Raw genomic sequence first — 21,391 nt, forward strand, 5'->3', positions numbered from 1 at the left:
CTCGTATGAATCTCTAATTATATGGCTCAACCTATGCAGAGATTGATGTACTTCAAATCAATGATCTCAGGGAGGCCCTTCATCTTATCCAAAAGCTCAGGGTTCAATTCATCATCCACCCCAACAATCACAAGCGCTCTGCCTCCCTTCTTAGCCCTGGATAGGTGCAGGTTCGCTATGTTTATTCCGTTGTCTCCCAGAAATGTTCCAATGGAGCCAATTACATTGGGAACATCATTATTGTGTAAAACCAGCATGCGGCCCGATGGAACAAAATCAACCAGATAATCATCAAACCTGACAAAGCGTACATTTCGGGCCAGTATCGTTCCCCATAACTCATTTACACCCTCCTGCCCAACCACCTTAACCCTGATGAGATGAGAATAATCCCTTGATGTTGTATCCTCCCCTATCTGTATCTTAATTCCCCTCTCCTTTGCTATTACTGAGGCATTCACAAAGTTGATATTGAAATCAATATATGGGGACATCATGCCCTTAATATAGGCTGATGTAAGCGGGGCAATGTTTGAATTCTGAAAATCCCCGGAATAATAGATATTTACCTCCTCCACCTTCCCATTCATCACGGATCCCTGAAATGATCCCATCCTTTCAATCAGCTCAATATAGGGCTTCAGGAAATTGTATTCGTTAATATCCAGGGAAGGGAAATTAACGCTGTTTCTGGCAATGCCAGTGAGCAAGAATTCAGCCACATTTTCCGCAGCCTCAATGGCCACTGAAACCTGAGCCTCGTCAGTCGACGCCCCCAGGTGAGGTGTAAGAATGACATTGTCCAACTCATGAAATGGTTTCAGCGTCTTTGGCGGCTCCTCTGTAAAGACATCCAACGCCGCGCCTGCGATCCTCCTCTCCTTAAGGGCTTCATACAAATCATTCTCATTGTATATTCCGCCCCTTGCGCAATTTATCAGTCTAACAGTGGGCTTCATCATCTCAATCTCCCTCCTGGTAACCATATCCCTTGTCTGATCAGTTAAGGGTGTATGGACGGTAATGAAATCAGCCTCCTTCCAGATCTCATCCGGTTCTTTAGCCTCAATATCATAATCGGATAACTTATCGCTAGACATATAGGGATCATATCCAACGACCCTCATCGATAATCCCTTGCATCTCTTTGCCACCTCCAAGCCTATTCTCCCCAACCCGATTACACCCACAGTCTTGCCGCGAAGCTCAGTCCCCCTAAAGAGCTTCTTTTCCCATGCCCCCCTCTTCATTGAAGAATCAGCCAGGGGAACCCTTCTGGCTATTGAAAACATCAATGCAATCGCATGCTCCGCTGTTGATATGGTGTTCCCCCCGGGAGTATTCATTACAACTATACCCTTCTCAGTCGCCCTCTCAATATCGACATTGTCCAAGCCAACCCCTGCCCTAGCAATTACCTGTAATCTATCAGCAGATCTTATTACATCATCTGTAACCATGGTTGCGGACCGAATTATTAATCCATAGGCATCAGCTATTTCTACAAGCAACCCCTCTGGTGACAGTCCAGGTTTATTTATAACTTCAAAATCACTATGCTTTTGCAAAAGTTCAATTCCCTCTTGTGCCAACTTGTCGCTTATTAAAATTTTCTTCTTCATCGATATACTTCTCCTTATTTGCTGCTAATATTCATCATTATCTCAGTTTCTACATTTTAAATAGATTGAAAAAACAAAAATATTCACTATTGAATTCATTACCCCACCCTTATAGCATTCTTCCGGGTGAACCCCTTAAAGGATTATCTCATCTACATTATCTTCAATACAATAACCACAACATCCGATTTCAAAGGAGAGAACCTCATAAAAGAGGCGAACCTCTCTTTTATTATTTCAACAATCTCTGTAGGTGTGCTTCTTCTGTTCTCCTTAATTATACCCCGAAGCTGAGCTAATTCAAACCTCTCGCCCCTTTGGTTTAGGGATTCAACCAGCGCCCTTGAATATAGAACACCTATATCTCCTCTAATCAGGCTTATCCTTCCCATACCAAAGGTCGTTCCCTTCTCATAACCTAAGGGAATGCCTTCAGTATCGCAGGAATTAAAGTCACCCCTCTCAATCCCAAAGATCTCAAGGGGAGAAAAGCCTGCATTGGTATACATGAGTCTCCTTGATTCTACATCATAATAATAGTAATACGCTGTAACGAATTTCCCCTTCCCTCCTGAATATTCATATAAAACATTGTTCAGACTGCGCATTACAGTGAATGTTGAATGGGCTTCTGCCATACATGAGTGAAAGGCTGATCTCAGAATAACCGAGTAGATTGCGCTGCCCACCCCAACGCCAGAGATGCCGGTGGCAATCACACCCAAACCATTATTGCTTGGCTCGATGAAATCAAAATAATCCATACCCTCCCTGTGGCTAGGGATATAGAAGGCGCCAATCTTTATCCCCCTTAGGCTGGGAAGGGATACTGGCACAGCCCTGGATAGGATATCAGAGGATAGACCTACAGCCCTGCTGATGATTTGTTCCCGCTTTGATTCCTCATATAAATATGCATTTGAGATGATAATGTTGCTCTCCCTCTGGAAGTATTGAAGTCTCTCTAATTCATTGGTCTTAAAGGATGAAAGATTATTCTTTGCCCCTAGACAAAATAGTCCTAATACCCTCCCATCATGATAAATTGGTAGGATTACTTTAATACTATTATTGATAAAGAAATCTACAACATATTCACGAATCTCACCAAAGCTTTTATCATCAATATATACCCTATCAATATCAATTATCCTATGATTCTGCATGAACCACTCAATAATAACTGAGTATCTGTCTATGGAATCGATGTCAGTATCATCACCCTTCAGGTAATATAATTCATATTTTTTTTCTTCATCATTTAACATAACAAAGTAGGCAGTATTCAGAAAGAGCGCGTCATTGAGGGTATCTGTTATCTGCTGAATTACGCTCCTGAAATCCTTTATACCTTCAACCCTTTGTAAAAAATTATTCAATACATTCTCAAATTCATATTGTTTTCTCTTAAATAATCTATCAATTATCGGCTGGATATATATATAAAAAAGGACAAAGAGTATTGCTATGATGCCTGCATAGATTAGGGTGGGAATATTTGTAAAATATCCCCATTTCATACTATAGACTCTAACAATGCCATATACCGGGGCAATTATTATGGCTGAGAGCGTAAGGTGCATAGCGGTTTTATGTAAAACCGTTGTAATATCCATTAAATTTGATGTTACTACTGAATAGAAGAATGATCCAACACCCAGGAATGCGGCAATAGAAGCCCCAAAAACATATAGCTCGCTGTAATTAAAAAATTTTGGCATAATAATTGAACATATCGCAGCCAGGATAATCGCTGTGGAGGTGATAATAAAGACGTATTGGATCTGCAGCCTGTATACCTCCACATCAGTCTTAAAGTACTTTCTAATAAAATTCGCTGTTCCCAATAAGAGATATATAAAAGCAACAACCATATATGCTGTATAACCAGGCCTATAATCCCTTACTATGGAGCCATTCTCAAAATATGCCCTTGTGATAGTTAAATCTGTAAAAGCCGTGACAAAAGAGATAGCAAATGCTGGGAGGAGAATAAGCAGGGTATAGAGGATAGGGATTTTTTTCACACCCTTAGGGAAAACCAAAGACATTGTTAGAATAGATGAGAATAGGAGAGTCGTTGACATTTGAGAAAATCTATTTATCTGGGTGAGATATTGAGAGGAAGGATAGACATAGGCAAGGAACATGGTAATAAGGATCCCAAAGGCTGACATCGAAACAAAAGCATAATACCTATGCACCTGATCGCGCCAATCCTTAATTAGCACAAAAATTGTCAATAATATTAGCAAGATTGATGCTAATAATGATGTCGCTATATTCAATATTTGCACCTATCGCTCCTCAATGCTATCCTGCAAAATTTGATCTCCCAGTAAAATTATTCAATAACAAAATCAAATAACATATATCCTTATCACCCTCCAATAACTGAGATAAGGGCATTACCCTCAATATGATCTTTTGCATATTGATATATTCCAACTTATTCTTAAAGATCGAATACATGTAAATCCTTGTATTTCAACCTCATGAGAGCATTCGTGCTTATCTTCCATAAACGATATTCAACATCCTCAAGCCATTTAACATAAATATTAGCAATCTTCAACTTCGTCTGCACATCCTCAACATCACCCACCCTGCTTACCTTTAAAGCATCATTATCGCCATCAGGCATCTTCTCAAAATCATAGTCCTTAAACTCCATTTTAAGATTATCTATATTCTCGGATAATGGGTTGTCATTGATAATGTTTCTAATCTGCCTCAAACCGCTCTTCTCTTTTATCCTGATCCCAGCAAAAATGATCAATCCCAACTTATCATTATCACTAAATTTCATTTTACATTTTAATTGTTCTCGAATCATTTCCCCGCCATAATACTCTATATTACTCAGTGATTTCAAGAATATGGAGAAAGTCAATACCTTATCAACTTTACCTGTTTTTTTATTAAAGTAATAAGGAGCCTTCAACTTATCAGTGACAGTCCTTATTCTCTTATAAACATGCATTAGCTCCTTCTCATAAATACTACTCACCTTATTGGTATTCTGCGATTCACCTGAGATAGACTCTATTAAGACGAAGGGAAAAATAATAATAGGACATACTGTTTTGATGAGATTGTTTTTCATGGTAACCCTCTTTAAATAATTATTTACTTATATACTGATTATGAGTAATTATTGATATCACTATCGCAACAAGGAGGAGTATTCTCAACTAAATATATACAATTAGATTCCCTGCCCATAGGGGATAATTTAAAATATTATATAAGAAAACCAATTTTAACAATATTATCGGGATATAAATCAACAATTATTATTTAAAAATAACTCATACATTGATGAATAAATACCATCCAAATATTTATAAAAAATTATTCTTGGAAGGCAAATATCTTGACATACAGGATTTATCATGATAGATGAAAAACCACTATTACTAAAGTGGAAGCCTTATAATTTTTATAAGGCGTGCCTGCAATAGGTTATAACCTCAAAGATTAAGACTGATTTCAGATAATTTAAGTCATTTAACAGTAAATAAGATTACATTGAAAGCAGTTTTTGCTTGTAGGATCAGATATTCATTTTGATAGATATTTATCATTTATTACTGTTATCTTTGCAAAGATTAAAGAGATATGTATCTCTTTTTTATAAGATACAGTTTTACGGTTTCAGATAACCTTAATAATATTTAATATCTTTACACATATCAATACTATTAAAAGGAAAGGATTAGAAAATGACAACACGAAAGTTTGAAACAGAAGTAAACCAATTGCTTCATATCATCATTCACTCCCTCTATTCTCATAAGGAAATATTCTTGAGAGAGTTGGTTTCAAATGCCTCAGATGCCTTGGATAAGCTTAAGTATCTTACGCTCACTGAAGAGGAATACAAGAAGCTTTCCTTTGATCCACGGATTGATATCTATTTTGATAGCAAGAACAGCACATTGACTGTTAGCGATAGCGGTATAGGTATGAATGAAGAAGATCTCATAGAGCAGATAGGAACTATAGCTAACTCAGGAACAAGGAAATTTGTTGAGCATCTTACTGGGGATAACAAAAAGGACTCAAATCTTATTGGACAATTCGGGGTTGGATTCTATTCATCATTTATGGTTGCTGAAAAGGTCGAGATCATAAGCAGGAAGGCTGGAGAGGAGAAGGCTTACAAATGGATTAGCGATGGGAAGGGTGAATATGAGATTGTTGATGCAGAGAGGGATGTCGCTGGCACAACTATCGCGCTTTCACTAAATGAGGAAGGGAAGGAGTTTACAAATCGTTGGTCAATCGAAAATATCATCAAGAAATATTCAAACCATATCCCTTTTCCAATCTACCTGCATTATGAGGATAGCCGATATGAAGGGGAGGGCGATGATCGGAAGGAGATCAAGGAACAGAAAACTGATCAGATAAATGATGCCTCAGCCCTCTGGAAAAGGCCAAAGAGGGAACTCAAGGAAGAGGATTATAATGAATTCTATAAAACGATCTCACACGAGAGAGAGGATCCATTGTTGTATGTTCATACTCAAGCAGAGGGAACTTTAGATTATACAACACTCTTTTATATTCCCCAAACAGCCCCTTTTGACCTATTCAATGCGGATTATAGACCAGGCGTAAAGCTCTATGTAAAGCGGGTTTTCATCACTGACGATGATAAGGATCTATTGCCTGTTTATTTGCGCTTTGTTCGTGGGATTATAGATTCAGAGGATCTGCCGCTGAATGTGAGCAGGGAGATATTACAGAAGAATCGGATATTAGCTAAGATTAAGTCGTCATCGGTTAAGAAGCTTTTGGATGAGTTAAGAAAGCTTTCCGATGATAGGGAACAATATGATATATTCATAAAGGAATTTGGCATAACCCTGAAAGAAGGATTGTATCAGGATTTTGAAAACAGAGAAGCCCTCTTGGAATTAGTAAGATTCAAATCCACTAAAGTGGATGGTTATACCAGCCTTAGCGAGTATAAGGACAGGATGAAATCTGACCAGAACGCTATCTATTATATTACTGGTGAGAATGAGAATAATTTGAGGAATTCGCCTCTTCTTGAGATGTATAACGATAAGGATGTAGAAGTGTTCATAATGGATGACCGGTTAGATGAAATTGTGATGCCTACTATTGGAAGATATAAGGATCTTGAATTCAAATCGATTAACAAGAGCGATGCGGCTGAGGATCTCAAGTCAGAAGAGGAGAAGGAGGAAGAAAAACAGATTGAACCGATTATAAAACGGATGAAGGAAACGCTTGGTGATGAAGTTAAGGACGTAAAAGCTAGCACGCGACTTAGTGATTCTCCGTCATGCATTGTTGTTGACAAGGATGATCCTTCTGTTCAGATGCAGGGGCTTTTAAAATCAATGGGCAGGGGGAGTATACCAGAGATTAAACCGATTTTAGAGATAAATCCAAATCATGAAATCGTTAAAAAATTAGCGGATATTGAAGATTCAACCCTTTTTGGGGATATAACACGTATCTTACTTGAGCAGGCATTACTCGTAGAGGGGGTAGAGATTAAGGAACCTGCTTTCTTTGTTAAGAGAATTAATTCAGTTATGGAAAAGGCATTGCAGTAAATTATCGAATTACTTAGTATAATCTCCCTATTCCTAAAATTGTTACTAGGTCTTTGATATCTTTTCATCAACCAGCGAAATCGGTTTAGATAACATTATTATTTGCCCACAGGGAGTTATGTAACAAAAATTTATAAGCTGACTTACAATCCAAAATTTTGAATGTTTTAGAATGGCCTTCTTGATATTGAAAAAGTTAGAATTGTGGATATATTATGACCTTTGAAATAACGCTAGTTCTTTCTGTACTCTTTATTACTATCATTCTTTTCGTAACCGAAAAACTGAGGGTTGATGTTGTTGCATTGCTTGTAATGATTGCCCTACCCTGGCTGGGGCTTATATCTCCAAAGGATAGTTTTACTGGTCTATCCAGCAATGCGGTTATCTCAATTATGGGAATAATGATACTTGGATATGGAATAGATAAGTCAGGGGTCATGAATTATATCACTTCTCCAATCATAAGAATTGCTGGGACTAGTGAGAGGAAATTATTAACCATTATTGCTTCAACTGTAGGTATTCTTAGCGCCTTTATTCAGAATATTGGCGCAACCGCCCTATTTCTTCCCGCTATTATTAAAATCAGCAAAAGAATAAGAATATCTCCCTCCAAAATTTTAATGCCCATTGGATTTAGTGCAATTTTAGGCGGGACACTTACGCTCTTTGGATCAGGGCCACTTATTATACTAAATGACCTTTTGAAGAGAAGCGGCGTACAGGGATTTGGAATCTTTGATGTCACTCCGTTAGGGCTTTCACTATTGGCAACAGGCATTCTTTACTTTTTGATCCTTGGAAGATGGGTTTTGCCTGAAACCATCAAAAAAGAAGATAAAGATGATCAAAGCGAATTAATTAAAGAATGGAATCTATCTGAAGATATTTATCCTGTTAAGGGGAACCTTGAATCAATAATTCTACAAGACCTGAACCTGTGGAGCAAATATCATCTCCATGTAATCGCTCTATCCAGAAACAATGATATCCTCTACTCTCCCTGGCGAAACTACAATTTCAAGGGAGATGAGGTTTTATTTCTCAGCGGCAACAAAGAAAATATTAAAAGATTTGTCTCTGATTACTCTCTAAGTCAGGTTACAGATAAACGACTAGAGGAAATAAGGGAGCAATTTAGTTATGCCCAGGCCATTATCCCACCTTATTCCGGACTTGTTAATAGGACTATTAAGGAGTATGCCTTTAGAAAAAATTTTGAGGTTGAACCTGTTATACTGCAAGGGTATTGTCAAACCACTGACACCGATTTCTCTGAAAGAAGACTTGAGGCTGGTGATATCCTGATCGTTCATGGTCATCTGGAAAGGCTTTGGAGACTCAAATGCGGGAAAGAACTCATCATCCTAACACCAATTAGAGAGCTTAATGATGATAGAGGAAGGCCGTTATTAGCGGTCATAGGTTTTATCGGCGCCATTATCCTTGCCTTAAATGGATTTCAGTTATCATTAAGCCTCTTCAGTGGAGCACTCTTTATGATACTGACAAGGGTAGTAAAAATTGACGAGGCCTATAAATCTATAGACTGGCGCACCATCTTTCTCTTGGCAGGGCTCATCCCCTTGGGATTTGCAATGGATAATACAGGCGCCTCAAAATATGTTGCAGAGAATATGATAGGTTTTTTTGCGAACTCTCATCCAATCATCATCCTTTTGGTTATCGCACTTTTAGCCACCCTCTTTACCCTTTTCATGTCAAATATTGCAGCCACCGTGCTTCTGGTACCATTGGTTGTTATTATGGGTAAAATGATAGATATTAATTCATCCGCTTTGGGTCTTCTTGTGGCGGTTATGGCTTCCAACTCCTTTATCCTTCCAACTCATCAAGTAAATGCCTTTCTAATGGGGCCTGGAGGTTATAGAAACAGGGATTATATCAAATCTGGTAGCATTATGACCCTACTCTTCATGTTTGTTAGCATAGGTATAATTTATTTCTTTTATTTATAGGTATTAAGTGATGAAATGATTGCTTAATATAAAACACATCATTTTAATTGGTAAACTTATAAAGGAGGTTTTCTATGTTTTTTAGACAACTATTTGACATTAAGGGCGAGTCCTCAACTTATACTTATCTTCTTACTGATGATAAGAGCAAGGATGGCATAATCATCGATACGGTGATAGAAAATGTGGATAGGGATTCAGGTATTATTAAAGAATTAGGGATTAACATCAAATATATAATGGATACTCACATCCATGCTGACCACATTACCGGAGCCGGGAAGTTAAAACAGATGTTTGGCTGTGAAACAGTAATCGGAAGCGGCGCGAATGTAAAGAGTTACGATATCGGCATTAGCGATGGAGAATCCCTGAGTTTTGGAAGCCATATTGTGAAGGCTATTTCAACCCCAGGCCATACTGACTCCTGCACAACCTTTCATATTGACAACATGATCTTTACCGGAGATGCTGTACTCTATCGCGGGTGTGGAAGAACCGATTTTCAACAGGGTGATTCAAGGAAGTTGTATCATAGCGTAAGGGATAAGTTATTTGTTTTAGATAAAGACACACTCATTTACCCTGCTCACGATTATAATGGCAGAATGGTCACCACAATTGGAGAAGAAAAAGCTTACAACGCCAGACTGCGCGATGGGATAAGTGAAAATGAATTTGTAGAAATTATGAAAAACCTGAATCTCGCAAAGCCCAAAAAAATTGACATCGCAGTGCCTGCAAATCTAAAATGTGGACTATAATTTGATTTGCGAAGGATAGATACCCGGTTTAGTTATTTTCTTCGATGTCCAATTATATAATTTCGATTCCCTAAACGATGTATGGGCTATCTGAATATATTTAACAATTCATACTTATTGTTTCTTTCAACAACAGCCCCAAAAATTTTATCATCTACCACATCCCTTGTTGTACCATCATAATTGGCTATTGTTAACGTAACTGGTATCTTTTTTAGTATCTTAAATTCTCCAGTATCTGTTATAGTATCCGATTTCCCAATTGATTTCAACTCAATTATTCGACTTTGATATTTTTTTATCACATCCAAGGCTATATGTTTGCGTCTAAATCCAATAAAAATATCCCAGAAATCCCTTGCGGGCAAAGCATTTTTTTCTTTACCCTCCTTTGTGTATGGGTGAATTGATTCTACATATTCATCTGATGTTATTAAAATACTTAATAACTCATTTTTTTCACCCTTGTTTATATGTTCAACTACTGCTGAGACTAATTTTTCTAGGGAATCAAACTCGCACTTAGTTGAACATGAATTCATAAAAATTACTAGGAATAATATAAATATTTTTATCATCTGTTTATCCTGATTTGTCTATAATTGTAAGGTTAGGGATGGCAGGACTGCCATCCCTGGTGGGGTATTGATATCTAATCTGCAGGGAAAGAAGTCCAACCGCTTATCCAATTGTTGGAAGAATCTTCAACAGCACCTAGAAAAGTTGCTGAAGTGTCAAAAAATCCATCGTTAGGCGGTATGGCTGCTGCAACATTAGCATTAGTGGCTCCAGATTGAGGCACAAAAGCTGATGCGCCGGCTGATTCTAGGGCTGCAAAGGTTGCAAAATTTGATAGATCAATATAAGGGGTTGCAGGGGCATTATCAACAGTCAAGTCTGATGCTGTAACTGTTCCTCCATCCTCTGTGTATCCTACTGTTCCATTCTGCTCAATCAGGCAGTTCCCAACTGTTACCTCAGATTCAGTATCTTCTGAATAGATAGCCCTGTCATCTTGTGAGCCAGCAAAGTAGGAATTATGGAAAGCTGCTACTGTTCCTCTTCTCATTCTGGCTCCTCTTACATCATCACCATCTCCTCTTACACATGTTACATTATAATAGGTCACGTTTGTTTGCGGAGTCGCACTATGATCAACCTCATTGCTATCATGTTCAAAATTGCTATCTCCACCAGGCAAAGGTGCACAGGCTGCAAATTGGACCTTGCCCCTCCATCCCAATGTGCAGTCAATCTGATCATCTCCATTGCCTGTGCTTACAATATACTTAAGATTTACATTGCCACCAAACATCTCAATCCCATCATCTTTACAGTTGTGCATCTGTACATGATCAATAGTTGTGCCAGAGCCGACTCCCTGTAAACAAAGTCCATTCAGTTCATCAGTACCAGTTAAGACTTTACCTGCAAAATATATTCTTACATACTGCATGGTTCCGCTGTTATCCTCATCATTATTGCCACCATAAAGTCCTGAATCACCTTCTCCATATGCGGAGTCTCCGCTATTAATATCCGCATAACCATTTATAACAATCCCGCCCCAGTCCTCTTGGCCTCTTTCTCCTTCATCTTTACCGCTCGTGAAAGTTATTGGTTTTTCTGCTGTTCCTATAGCCTCAATTTTTGCACCCCTATCTATTATGAGATAAGAGGTTAAATTCGGATTCCCCTTAATTGTAGCGCCAGGCTCAATCACGAGGGTCGTTCCGGAATGAAATTTAACCTGACCCACAAGAGTGACTGTTGCATCCTCTGGAACTGTGACTGTTAATCCATTGGTAGATTCGCTTCTTAATTCATCACCATCCTCAAGGATTTTTTGTGTTTGAATTACCGGCACAATGTCTGCATCATCATCACTGCAACTAGCAAGTATTAAACTTGCTCCAATTAAGAAAATTAAAAATAAATTTGTAAAATTTATTAAAGATTGTTTTTTCCTTGTCATGTTTATTACACTCCTTTTAAAGTCTGTTTCTATTTCTTAATTTATTCTTGACATTTTGTTAATCTGCTATGCTAATATAGCATCATACAATTAATAACTTACTAAGGGCTGACTTGGCAAATAAATTGTCTGCAGCCCTAGCTTTTTACATTTGATTTTGTATCACCTCCTTTATTAAAATTTGTTAACACATCGGTTTTCAATAAATATCACTGATGTAGATTAAAAAAATTCTCAAACAACACTAAAATAGAACATTTAGGGATACCCTATTTATAAGTTATAACTATAGCTAATACTATAGTTGCGTCCCTCTCTATATGATTCAAGGGTAAATTTTTTCTCCAAGCTAGTCCCGCTTTTTGGTCTCTTTTGACTAATTTCAATTGCAGGATCAAGTATATTGGATATGGATATTTTCAAATGGCCCTTTGAAAACAACTTTTGTTTGGCAACAAAATCAAGCTTTCCGACTGGCTCTTCGTATATATCACCCCTCGGATTTGTTCCATAAATTGTTCCAACCTTTACTATCCTCCTTCCGTAAATATTGTAAAGGAGTGTGCCGTTAAGTCCTATATTATCATTGTTATAATTAAGCGATGAGTTTAGAACATATGGAGATTGTCCCTGCAAGGGTCTATCGTCTGTTGTGTACTTTGCGGATTCAATATCCTCAACATCAACATTTGAATGGATGAAGGCAATATTCGTGGAAAATGATAAATCACCTAAGATATTTTTAATATTTGATGATTCTAGGTTGAATAAATCTGAAATAAAACTAAAGGTTTTCTTAACCTCAAACTCAATACCCATATTTTCAGCAGATTCTGCATTCTGGTACTTCAATGTGGTTGAACCTGGTGTACCTGTGACCTCAAGCAATTCTATCGGCTTTTCCATGTCCTTATAAAACAGGGATAGAGCTAATATTTCGGATGCAGAAGGGAACCATTCAACCCTTAGATCATAATTATGTATATCACACTGCTCTAGATCTGGATTACCTATTAAAACCTCCGAGGATATCATGGGAGAATACTTAAATTCAGTGACTTCTCTAAAATCGGGTCGTGCTACAGTTTTACTGTATGCGAATCTTAGATTGGTGTTCTTTGTTGCAGAATAAGTGACACTTACACCGGGCATAATGTTATCTTCTTCTAATGGTTCTTTACTTAGATCCTTCTCCTCTTTCAAAATTGGATTATATGTTATCACATCCATATCTGAATACTCATATCTCAGACCACCGACAAATCTTAATCTGGGAATTATGGGCATATCAAACTGTCCATAACCCGCTATGATAGTCAGTTTGCCGGTATAGTAGTCATTCTCGCCTGATGCCTCTTTAATAAAATAGTGTGTTGGATCTTCATCACCTGGTGCGACAATAAATCCAGGCGAAAGGAGGTTTTCTAATGGTTCAGGCGTTGTGGATATTGATCCCAGGCTATTGCCATTATCCCAAAGAAATGTCCGTGACTCTGAATCCCTTTCTCGATATGTAATAGCCCCTCCAATATTTAATTTAGATGATAGACCATTCCACTGCTTAAAGGGAATAGTTAAGGACGGCGAAAAACCATAGACTGAGTCATCATGTTCCTGGAAAAATCGTTTTACATCATCCGACCTATATACAATAAAACTACCAGTAGAGTTCAAATCAATAAGCTGACTTGTCCTAGTATCCGGTTCATATCTTGAGGCCCTTGAGTAAGATGCGGTCCAATCTAAAATGGTCTTAAATATTTTTTCAAAATAATGCTCTCCGTTAATTTGACTGAAGAAAAGGCCTGTAGTAATAAATTGAAGTTTATATATTTTAGCCGTGCTGACAGCGCCAGCAACTGTAGACTCCTGCCTGTCATTATTGTAGCCAAAATATTCTGATGTGTTATCATCTGACTGGTGGGAATAGAATGATGTTAAACGTAATTTGTCTGTGCCTGCATTGAGTGATGATGATATGAGCAGGCCCTTGTTTGTCGAATATGTTGATTTATCAATATGATAATCTTTAATTGTATTCCAGTTATCACTTACTCGAAAAAAATGAATATCTTTATTTTTGGAACTCTCCTTAAACAATCCGGAAAAAATTAGTCCCAAAGTCTTATTCTTACCAATATTATAGCTATCACCATAAGAGAAGTTGACTTTAAAAGGGAACTTGCCATCCGTTGTATTCGGCGTGTATTCATTCTTAAACTCTCTACCAATCTGGGCAATCCGCTTGGGAGTGTAGAAAATATCATTTACATAATCATCTTTTATCCCATCCGGCAATTCTCTTGTGCCGTCATCAATGCCAAACCAATCATATTTGCCCCCATCGTAGGTCAAAAAATCCTTGCCTGTTGTATTTGAATGATAGCCTGACCCAATTGAAACCTTAAAGGTGGCTTTATCCGGATAATCCCTTGGATTGATCTGCACTATGCCCCCTGCAAACTCTCCTGGTATATCCGGGGTGTAAGCCTTAATAATCACAAGATTATCAAGCAGCCCAACCGGAAATATATCCAATGGAACCACCCTCTTGTCTGGGTCAGGAGATGGGATTGTTGAACCAGCGAACATAACACTCGAATATCGCTCACCGAGTCCCCGGATATAAACTGTCTTACCATCTACTATAGTAACTCCAGTTACTCTTTTAGCAGCATCTGATGCATCGCTATCCGGTGATTTAGAGATTTGTTCAGAACTTATGGCGTCCTGAGCCACAGGTGCCTTTTTTCTCTTGCTTAGAAGTGCTGCCTCGGTATTATTGATCCTACGGCCAGTGACGACAACCTCTTCTGCTGTCTTGTATGAGAGGCTGATATTAACAATATTCTTTTCACCTGGTTTTACATTTATCGCTGATAGAGTCTTATCATACCCCATCATTTGAAATAGTATATTCTGCTTACCTTCAGGAACATCCTGAAGGGTGTATTTACCATTTATATCTGTAATAGAATATATTTTAAGTGTTTGAATAATTACATTTACTCCGATTAAGGGTTCACCGGTCATAGAATCAATAACCTTACCTGAGACGTCAGTAGTCTTTTGTGCATAGAGCGTAAGGGGGGTAAACATAATTAGAATAACCATTAAGACTTTTTGTAGAATTCTGCTGTTGAGTGCTGACTTTTTCATATCTTCTCCCGATAATCATTTATACTATAATAATTGAAATCTGACAGGCTGAAATATTTTGACAGTTATTTTCTTCCCATCACTATCTATACTGGGCTTATATCTCTTACCCTCATAACATTTAATTGCCATCCGCTCTAGACCATATCCCAGCTTCTTACCCACTGATCTAGCGCGAAGCACTTCACCTTCATCACTGATAATAAGTTCTAGAATTACAGTTCCCTCAATTCCATATGATCTTGCCGCTGCTGTATAGCTTGGCATTATCTCTGGATTAAGATCAATCGGAGCGGTTGCATTGCTTATGACTGGATTAACAGCTGTACCGATTCGAGGATCTATGATATCTCTATCAGGATTGAATTCCTTCTTTTTATCCTTTATGTATTGATTACCAAAAACCTCATCAATCTCTACATAAGATCCACCGCTAGCCCTTTTTTTTAACGGAACAAAATCTCCAAAGTCCACAATAGTAACTACCATCTCATCATACATCCTGTTTCTTACCTCATCAAAAAAATCCCAATTAATAGAAAAAATAAAATAACCTATAAAGGCAGTAATAAAAAAAATTGGAAATACAATATGCCTTTGCCACCAACTTATACTATTTTCTTCGAAGAAAGTATTATAAACTTGCAGTCTTGAAAATATATTATTTACATCCCTTACTGAAGGATTCTCATATGAATTCATAAAATGTACACCCCCCTGTTCATTAAAGTTTTACTCTCTTTTTCTTGTTTGAATCAACTGCAAGCCCGACCTTTGATATACCTGCAAGCTTAACCTCATCCAGCAGATTTAAAAGCTGTTGATATTCAGTCTTTCCCTCTGCTCGAAGAATCACTGCCGTGTCAGGATGAAGCCTCTTGGCCGTTTTTAGCTGAACAGGGAGTGTATCCAATTTGTCTATCTTTTTATCATTCCAGTAAACCTCGCCATTAGGTTTTATAGTTAGCGCTATTTTATGGGGCTCTCTCTTAATCGCAGCGGCATTAACCTTCGGCAACGCAATTGGCACTGTTCTGTATTTGGTAAATTCAGCCGTTACCATTATAATAATTACGAGCACAAGCATAATATCCACTAGTGGCGTCACATTGATACCGCTTATTTCTGTTTCATTTCCTGATGATGAGTTACCAGCCATTATGATTCTCCTTACTCTATTGTATTATAGATTTATTATATTACTTTTAAAGGTGATTGTGACAAATCGTCAGAATCCTTTCTCTCGAAAACCGATCTCAGGCCAGAAAGCATATCCACAATTTCTTGTGCATTTGATAACCTATTTTTAACCTGTTTGGAAAACACATTAAAGGCTATCACACAGGGTATGGCTACCCCTAAGCCAAATGCTGTTGCAATTAAAGCTTCTGATATACCCTTCATAACAACTGATGGTCCTGCATCTCCAACCAATGCAAGATCACGAAAGGCCTTCATAATACCCAGAACAGTTCCTAGAAGCCCAATAAATGGGGTGTTGTTGCCCAGTGTGGAGAGTATAACAAGCCGCTTATCTAATGCGCGGTTTTCTGCCCCTAAAGCTGCCTTTGAAAATTCGGACATCGCGTTCTGTCCATAGGACCAACCCTCCATTGTCTTTGCTGCAACGCGTCCTTCCATACCATACTTTTTATCCTTAATTGTTTTCATAAGTTGTGAATAATCACTACTGTTCTGAGTCAATTCTTTGGTTAAAACATTCACAAGCTCTGAGTTATTTCCGCGGTTTTTATAAAGAAACCAGGCCCTTTCTATAGAAACAGCAAGCGCTACATTAAATAGAAAGATGAGAACCCATACAGTTGGATCGAAATTCTCAACTGTAAACTCTCCAGCATCTGCTAAATAAGCCGTTTCGCTCTCTTCAGATTCCATTGTAGTTACCACTGATTCCAGCGTTTCCCCTTCTTTGTTTTGTTGAATACCATTATTGCCACCTGATTCTTCAAGATTATTGATACTTGATACCGCTTGTTTGGAAGCGTATAGCATCTGCTGGTTGGAATGATCATTACTGAAAATCCAATATGAAACCACTAACAGCATTAGCACAACCGCTGTCATCATCCTTTTAGAATCACATATCATCATTAAATTTTGTTTACCTCGAGACTCCAAAACTCTCATTGCTCTTCCTCCGGTCCATTGAATCTGTTAATCCACAATAATAGTTAATTATATTGTAATTTAATTTTGTATACACTCAAGCCTGTCAAAATATGATCAGGCATATACTAAAGTCATGGAATGATTTCGATTTTAAGATATAGTGATGATTTTGAAGAAATAATAAAGATTTTATAAATAATACATTTAATTGCTCAACATGACTGTCATATTGTTAATACTATAAAGATCATATTTAAAAATTGTGGGAAAATATATTTTCTTTCATAAAACAAAAGACTTACTCCAAAAAATCAAATTTTATATATAATGCATAGGCTAACAACTACCCCTTTTTCTTGATGTTACTTCTCAATTTGTAGGATAGTGAAGTTGAGAAAATATTAAAGTCGTTATCGAACTTATCTAGATAATGGGATTAATTTATATAATTTTTATTTTTTCTTTAAAAAAAATTATTATCTAACATGAACAATAACTTGAGATATTTTTTTAATAGGATAGAAAGAGAGGGGGAAATAATGTTGGATTTGACAATTAAGGATTTCATACATGCGATCCTCTGGATGCTATTCGTATACACTGTACTTATAGTTTCAGCAATATTATGATATTGATCATATAAAAATATAATCTAAAACTTTTATCAATATAAAACAATTATAAGTCATGACATTAAAAAACAATAGAGAAATTAAAGTCTTGGTTAAATATATTATACTGTTAATATTGATAGCATTATCACAATGCTCCAAAGAAAACAATAGAGAGGATAAAATATCAATAAAGGGATCAACTACACTATTGCCAATTGTTTTTAGGGCCACTGAGGTGTTTATGCAACAAAATAATATCTCCATAACCATATCTGCCACTGGTTCTGGAAATGGCATAAAAGGGCTTATAGATGGCATATGCGATATAGCCAGCACATCAAGGGCTCTCAATGATAAAGAACTTGCACTGGCCAAGCAGAAAAAGATGAATATTGAAGAAATAGTCATAGCATATGATATGATAATAATTATTGTTCATCCCTCAAATAAAATAGAAAATCTCACATTAAAGGAACTTCATAATATATATAGCGGAAAAATTACAAACTGGAGTCAGTTAGGCAGCGTAGATAACAAGATAGTAGTAATTTCTAGAGATAATAGTTCAGGGACCTATGGCATCTGGAACAAGATGGTAATTAAAGAAGATAAGATTGTACGCAAGGCTGTACGGGTTGCGGCTAATTCTGCAATGGTTTATACAGTTTCATCAACACCAGGGGCAATTGGATATATAGGATTGGGATATCTTAATAATAGTGTAAAGGCATTGAAGTTAAATTCTATAGAACCAGAACTAAAGAATGGAATGAGTGGCAAATATCCTATTAGTAGAAAATTATATATGATCATAGATAAAAAAAATGCCTCTGAAGAAATTACTTCTTTTATAGATTTTATGTTTTCTGAGAAAGGACAGAGAACTGTAAAAGAAGCAGGATTTATCCCCCTGTAAAATATACATCAATTATTATTGTTAAATTTTAAAAAAAGCATATTTCAAAATCAATCAGAATAATGCATCTGAATATGTTATGTGTAGGAATATTTTGAGAGTGTATTTATCTTAACGGGAAGCACTACAGTATCATCCTAATATCCCCCCCCTTAAATTGAAAAATTTCTGATATTTTCAATACAGCAAACACTTCTTCAAAACCTCATATATCAAGGAATTCTTGAGATAACTTATTTAAAATTAATTATTCGATAATTCATTTTGTTTATATTCTCACATAGCTGAGACGATTGAAATTTTTTTTTGTTGACTTAGATAAACTCTGATGCAAATTGATGCTATTATATATTTGAAATAAATACAAAATAGTATTATATTATCGTTGTGGCTTTGTTTCGATAATTTTTTTGACTACCATTGGAGGATTAAAGTGCCAACTTATGAGTATGAGTGCAAAATGTGTAAACATAGATTTGATGTATTCCAGTCTATGAAGGATGAGCCTGTTAAGAAGTGTGAACGATGCGGCAATGAGGTTAGGAGGTTGTTTGGAGCTGGTGCAGGTATTATATTTAAGGGTTCAGGCTTCTATGTGAATGACTATAAAAAAAATGATTCTCAAAAGGAGAAAAAAACTATTAAGAGTGATAATAAAGTGGAGGCAGATCCCAAACCTGCCAACACCACAAAAAAGGAGCGCAGCGCATAGTCTATTTTTTTATTAATTGGGATCTTTTCTGATTGTATAGCGTTAGAAGATATTTCTCAATAACAATTAAAGCTTTGCTGGGCATGATTTCATTCTTAACTTTATAACCGAGTAAAGAATCCACAAAATTTCTAATAATTTCCGGAGACTTAACAATACTTGGAGATAATAGAAGATATTCCATATCAGACATCAACAGATTTTGACTCCTTTTAGGATATAAAACACTTCTTGCATTATAAATAGGAACAACAATCTTGACATTATGATCTCTCAACTCATTTATGATTTTATCTATCAATGCATCATTTTCTGGCGTTATTTCAATTAGATCGGAAAGGGGAATAATAGGGGCATTTTTATTAAGAGCTTTTTTGTAGACATGATTTGCCTCTTTAGACATCTCTTTAACGGGTTTAGCAGTCTGGTGAGTGAGTGTTTTATCTATTTTTTTATCCTTCTTCTTAAATAATGAACTAAAAAATTGAATTATTACCCTCAGTATTGACCTTCTCTTTTTCTGTTCAGTGAACTTCTTCTCATAATCATCCTTAATAGCTAACTTCTTTTTGTAGTCTCCATACTCTTCTACTATCTTTTGCAGGATATCGACCTTATTGTAATTTATGCTCAAAATGGACTGTATTTTCTCCTCTGTTGAGAGCAGATTGATTGCCAGCTTGTAAAACACTTCCATTTGGAAATGTTTTTTCTGCTTTTCATAATGAGATAAATTTGCTAACTTTTCAGGCTGATATAGAATTAACTGATTGAGTTCTGAAATTACGTTATAAAATTTCGTTCCATCAATATAGTAGGTTTCTCCATCATCATGGAAAAAAGATAATATCCTGTTGTGTCTAAGATTCTCTTCTGTTGCCCATTTCTTTACGAGTTCATGATTGAGTTCAGTAATTACGTTACAAATATCCGTTTCTGAGCAAAACACCTGTTCCCGAATAAACTTAATAATGTCTTCATTATGAGTCTGCACTGGATCTAAAATCTTATCTACCTTTAACAGACAACTCACCAATGAACGAATGTTCTTTACTTCAATTAAATCTTTTTCTGATAATGTGGTTGAGAGATCATCTAAAAGAATGCTAAATAGATAATCTATCTTAGAATCCCTATAGTGGGTGAAATCAGCATTCAATAATCCAAATTTCTTTAATTCTCTTCTAACGGATTCAGAGTAGTATGAAATTATTTCCCTAAGCTTATTTAGGTTCAATGATTCTTTTACAGCATTATAATTTTCAGAACAAAAACAATAATCTTCCGCCTGTTCAATCTTGTTTTCATTGATATTATAGTTCTTATACACAAATATCTGCTTCCCCAATTCAAGCTTAATAATTCTCGATAAATGTGTTTTATTCTTTGTTTTTTGGAGGAGTTTGGAAAGGTTAAATAGTCTATATTTTTTTAATAGTTTTAATAGGTTCTCTAGCGATTTGACATCCCTTATTGAGACAATCTTCTCATAATCCGCATTGTTGAGCATTACAGTATATTCTACAATCTCGTCAACCTTCAACTTTTTTGATGGTTCCTCAACCTGAAATTCAAATGATACAACTGGTTTTACGAAATTGGAATATCTTTTAAATAATAAATCAATAAGATACTCAATGGTTTTGCCCCTTGTTGTAGTAAATGGTATAGAAATATTTCTGGATTTCTTCAACAATTCCAGGTTTGCCATAGGCTTTTCGCCTGAGGGCAGCGACTGTCTCTGGAATGCTAATATCTCATTCAACACCTCGAATATATAGGGCTCGTTTGCTGTCTTTTTATCAAGGAACGTAAAATTATCTCTGGGATCAATTGTATTAATATTTTTCATAATTACATCTTCTCTTATTATATCAATTGTGTATCCATTCCCATTTGAAATCACTTATTCCTTAATGC

Annotated in this window: 15 protein-coding genes; 5 read left to right on the top strand and 10 right to left on the bottom strand. The window is 36.5% G+C overall.

The genetic code is table 11. From position 1 onward, the window contains the following. Positions 1-26: 26 nt before the first annotated feature. From serA to SVZ03_01630, 3 genes are all read right to left on the bottom strand, one after another. Positions 27-1,622 carry a phosphoglycerate dehydrogenase gene (gene serA / locus SVZ03_01620; GenBank protein MDY6932905.1) on the bottom strand — a complete coding sequence of 532 codons (1,596 nt, stop codon included), beginning with the start codon at positions 1,620-1,622 and terminating at the stop codon, positions 27-29. A 152-nt stretch (positions 1,623-1,774) separates the two neighbouring features. Then, positions 1,775-3,919, bottom strand: a complete 2,145-nt coding sequence (locus SVZ03_01625; protein MDY6932906.1) for a SpoIIE family protein phosphatase — start codon at positions 3,917-3,919, stop codon at positions 1,775-1,777. Between the two features lie 158 nt (positions 3,920-4,077). Next, positions 4,078-4,728 carry a hypothetical protein gene (locus SVZ03_01630; protein ID MDY6932907.1) on the bottom strand — a complete coding sequence of 217 codons (651 nt, stop codon included), beginning with the start codon at positions 4,726-4,728 and terminating at the stop codon, positions 4,078-4,080. A 619-nt stretch (positions 4,729-5,347) separates the two neighbouring features. On the opposite strand from SVZ03_01630, the gene htpG reads away from it, so the two are divergent. The 3 genes from htpG to SVZ03_01645 all read left to right on the top strand — a co-directional run bounded on the left by htpG (position 5,348) and on the right by SVZ03_01645 (position 9,965). Next, entirely contained in the window at positions 5,348-7,219 is a 1,872-nt protein-coding gene (gene htpG / locus SVZ03_01635) for a molecular chaperone HtpG (protein ID MDY6932908.1), read from the top strand. A gap of 215 nt (positions 7,220-7,434) precedes the next feature. Beyond that, positions 7,435-9,201, top strand: coding sequence for an SLC13 family permease (locus SVZ03_01640; protein MDY6932909.1), 1,767 nt, complete (start codon positions 7,435-7,437; stop codon positions 9,199-9,201). A gap of 74 nt (positions 9,202-9,275) precedes the next feature. After that, the gene (locus SVZ03_01645; protein MDY6932910.1) at positions 9,276-9,965 is read left to right on the top strand and encodes an MBL fold metallo-hydrolase; all 690 of its coding nucleotides are present in this window, start codon (positions 9,276-9,278) and stop codon (positions 9,963-9,965) included. 86 nt (positions 9,966-10,051) lie between these two features. Here the strand turns inward: SVZ03_01645 and SVZ03_01650 are convergent, their stop codons facing one another. The 6 genes from SVZ03_01650 to SVZ03_01675 form a co-directional block, all read right to left on the bottom strand. Then, complete coding sequence (locus tag SVZ03_01650; GenBank protein ID MDY6932911.1) at positions 10,052-10,543, bottom strand: hypothetical protein; 492 nt, start codon at positions 10,541-10,543, stop codon at positions 10,052-10,054. Positions 10,544-10,617: 74 nt separating this feature from the next. After that, entirely contained in the window at positions 10,618-11,940 is a 1,323-nt protein-coding gene (locus tag SVZ03_01655; protein MDY6932912.1) for a hypothetical protein, read from the bottom strand. Positions 11,941-12,213: 273 nt separating this feature from the next. Next, the gene (locus tag SVZ03_01660; protein MDY6932913.1) at positions 12,214-15,099 is read right to left on the bottom strand and encodes a TonB-dependent receptor; all 2,886 of its coding nucleotides are present in this window, start codon (positions 15,097-15,099) and stop codon (positions 12,214-12,216) included. Positions 15,100-15,123: 24 nt separating this feature from the next. Next, entirely contained in the window at positions 15,124-15,801 is a 678-nt protein-coding gene (locus SVZ03_01665) for a TonB family protein (GenBank protein ID MDY6932914.1), read from the bottom strand. A gap of 22 nt (positions 15,802-15,823) precedes the next feature. After that, positions 15,824-16,258 (bottom strand): biopolymer transporter ExbD, encoded by a 435-nt coding sequence (locus SVZ03_01670; GenBank protein MDY6932915.1) that lies wholly within the window; start codon positions 16,256-16,258, stop codon positions 15,824-15,826. Positions 16,259-16,293: 35 nt separating this feature from the next. Then, positions 16,294-17,247, bottom strand: coding sequence for a MotA/TolQ/ExbB proton channel family protein (locus SVZ03_01675; GenBank protein MDY6932916.1), 954 nt, complete (start codon positions 17,245-17,247; stop codon positions 16,294-16,296). A gap of 669 nt (positions 17,248-17,916) precedes the next feature. Here SVZ03_01675 and SVZ03_01680 point away from each other — a divergent pair. Both SVZ03_01680 and SVZ03_01685 read left to right on the top strand, forming a co-directional pair. Further along, positions 17,917-18,759 (top strand): phosphate ABC transporter substrate-binding protein, encoded by an 843-nt coding sequence (locus SVZ03_01680; GenBank protein ID MDY6932917.1) that lies wholly within the window; start codon positions 17,917-17,919, stop codon positions 18,757-18,759. 433 nt (positions 18,760-19,192) lie between these two features. Further along, positions 19,193-19,471: an FmdB family zinc ribbon protein gene (locus SVZ03_01685; protein ID MDY6932918.1), complete on the top strand. Its 279-nt coding sequence runs from the start codon at positions 19,193-19,195 to the stop codon at positions 19,469-19,471. A 1-nt stretch (position 19,472) separates the two neighbouring features. On the opposite strand, the gene SVZ03_01690 is transcribed toward SVZ03_01685, so the two are convergent. Further along, positions 19,473-21,323, bottom strand: a complete 1,851-nt coding sequence (locus tag SVZ03_01690) for a hypothetical protein (protein ID MDY6932919.1) — start codon at positions 21,321-21,323, stop codon at positions 19,473-19,475. Positions 21,324-21,391: the final 68 nt, after the last annotated feature.

It is taken from the genome of Spirochaetota bacterium (assembly GCA_034190085.1).
Classification (GTDB): Bacteria; Spirochaetota; UBA4802; order UBA4802; family JAFGDQ01; genus JAXHTS01.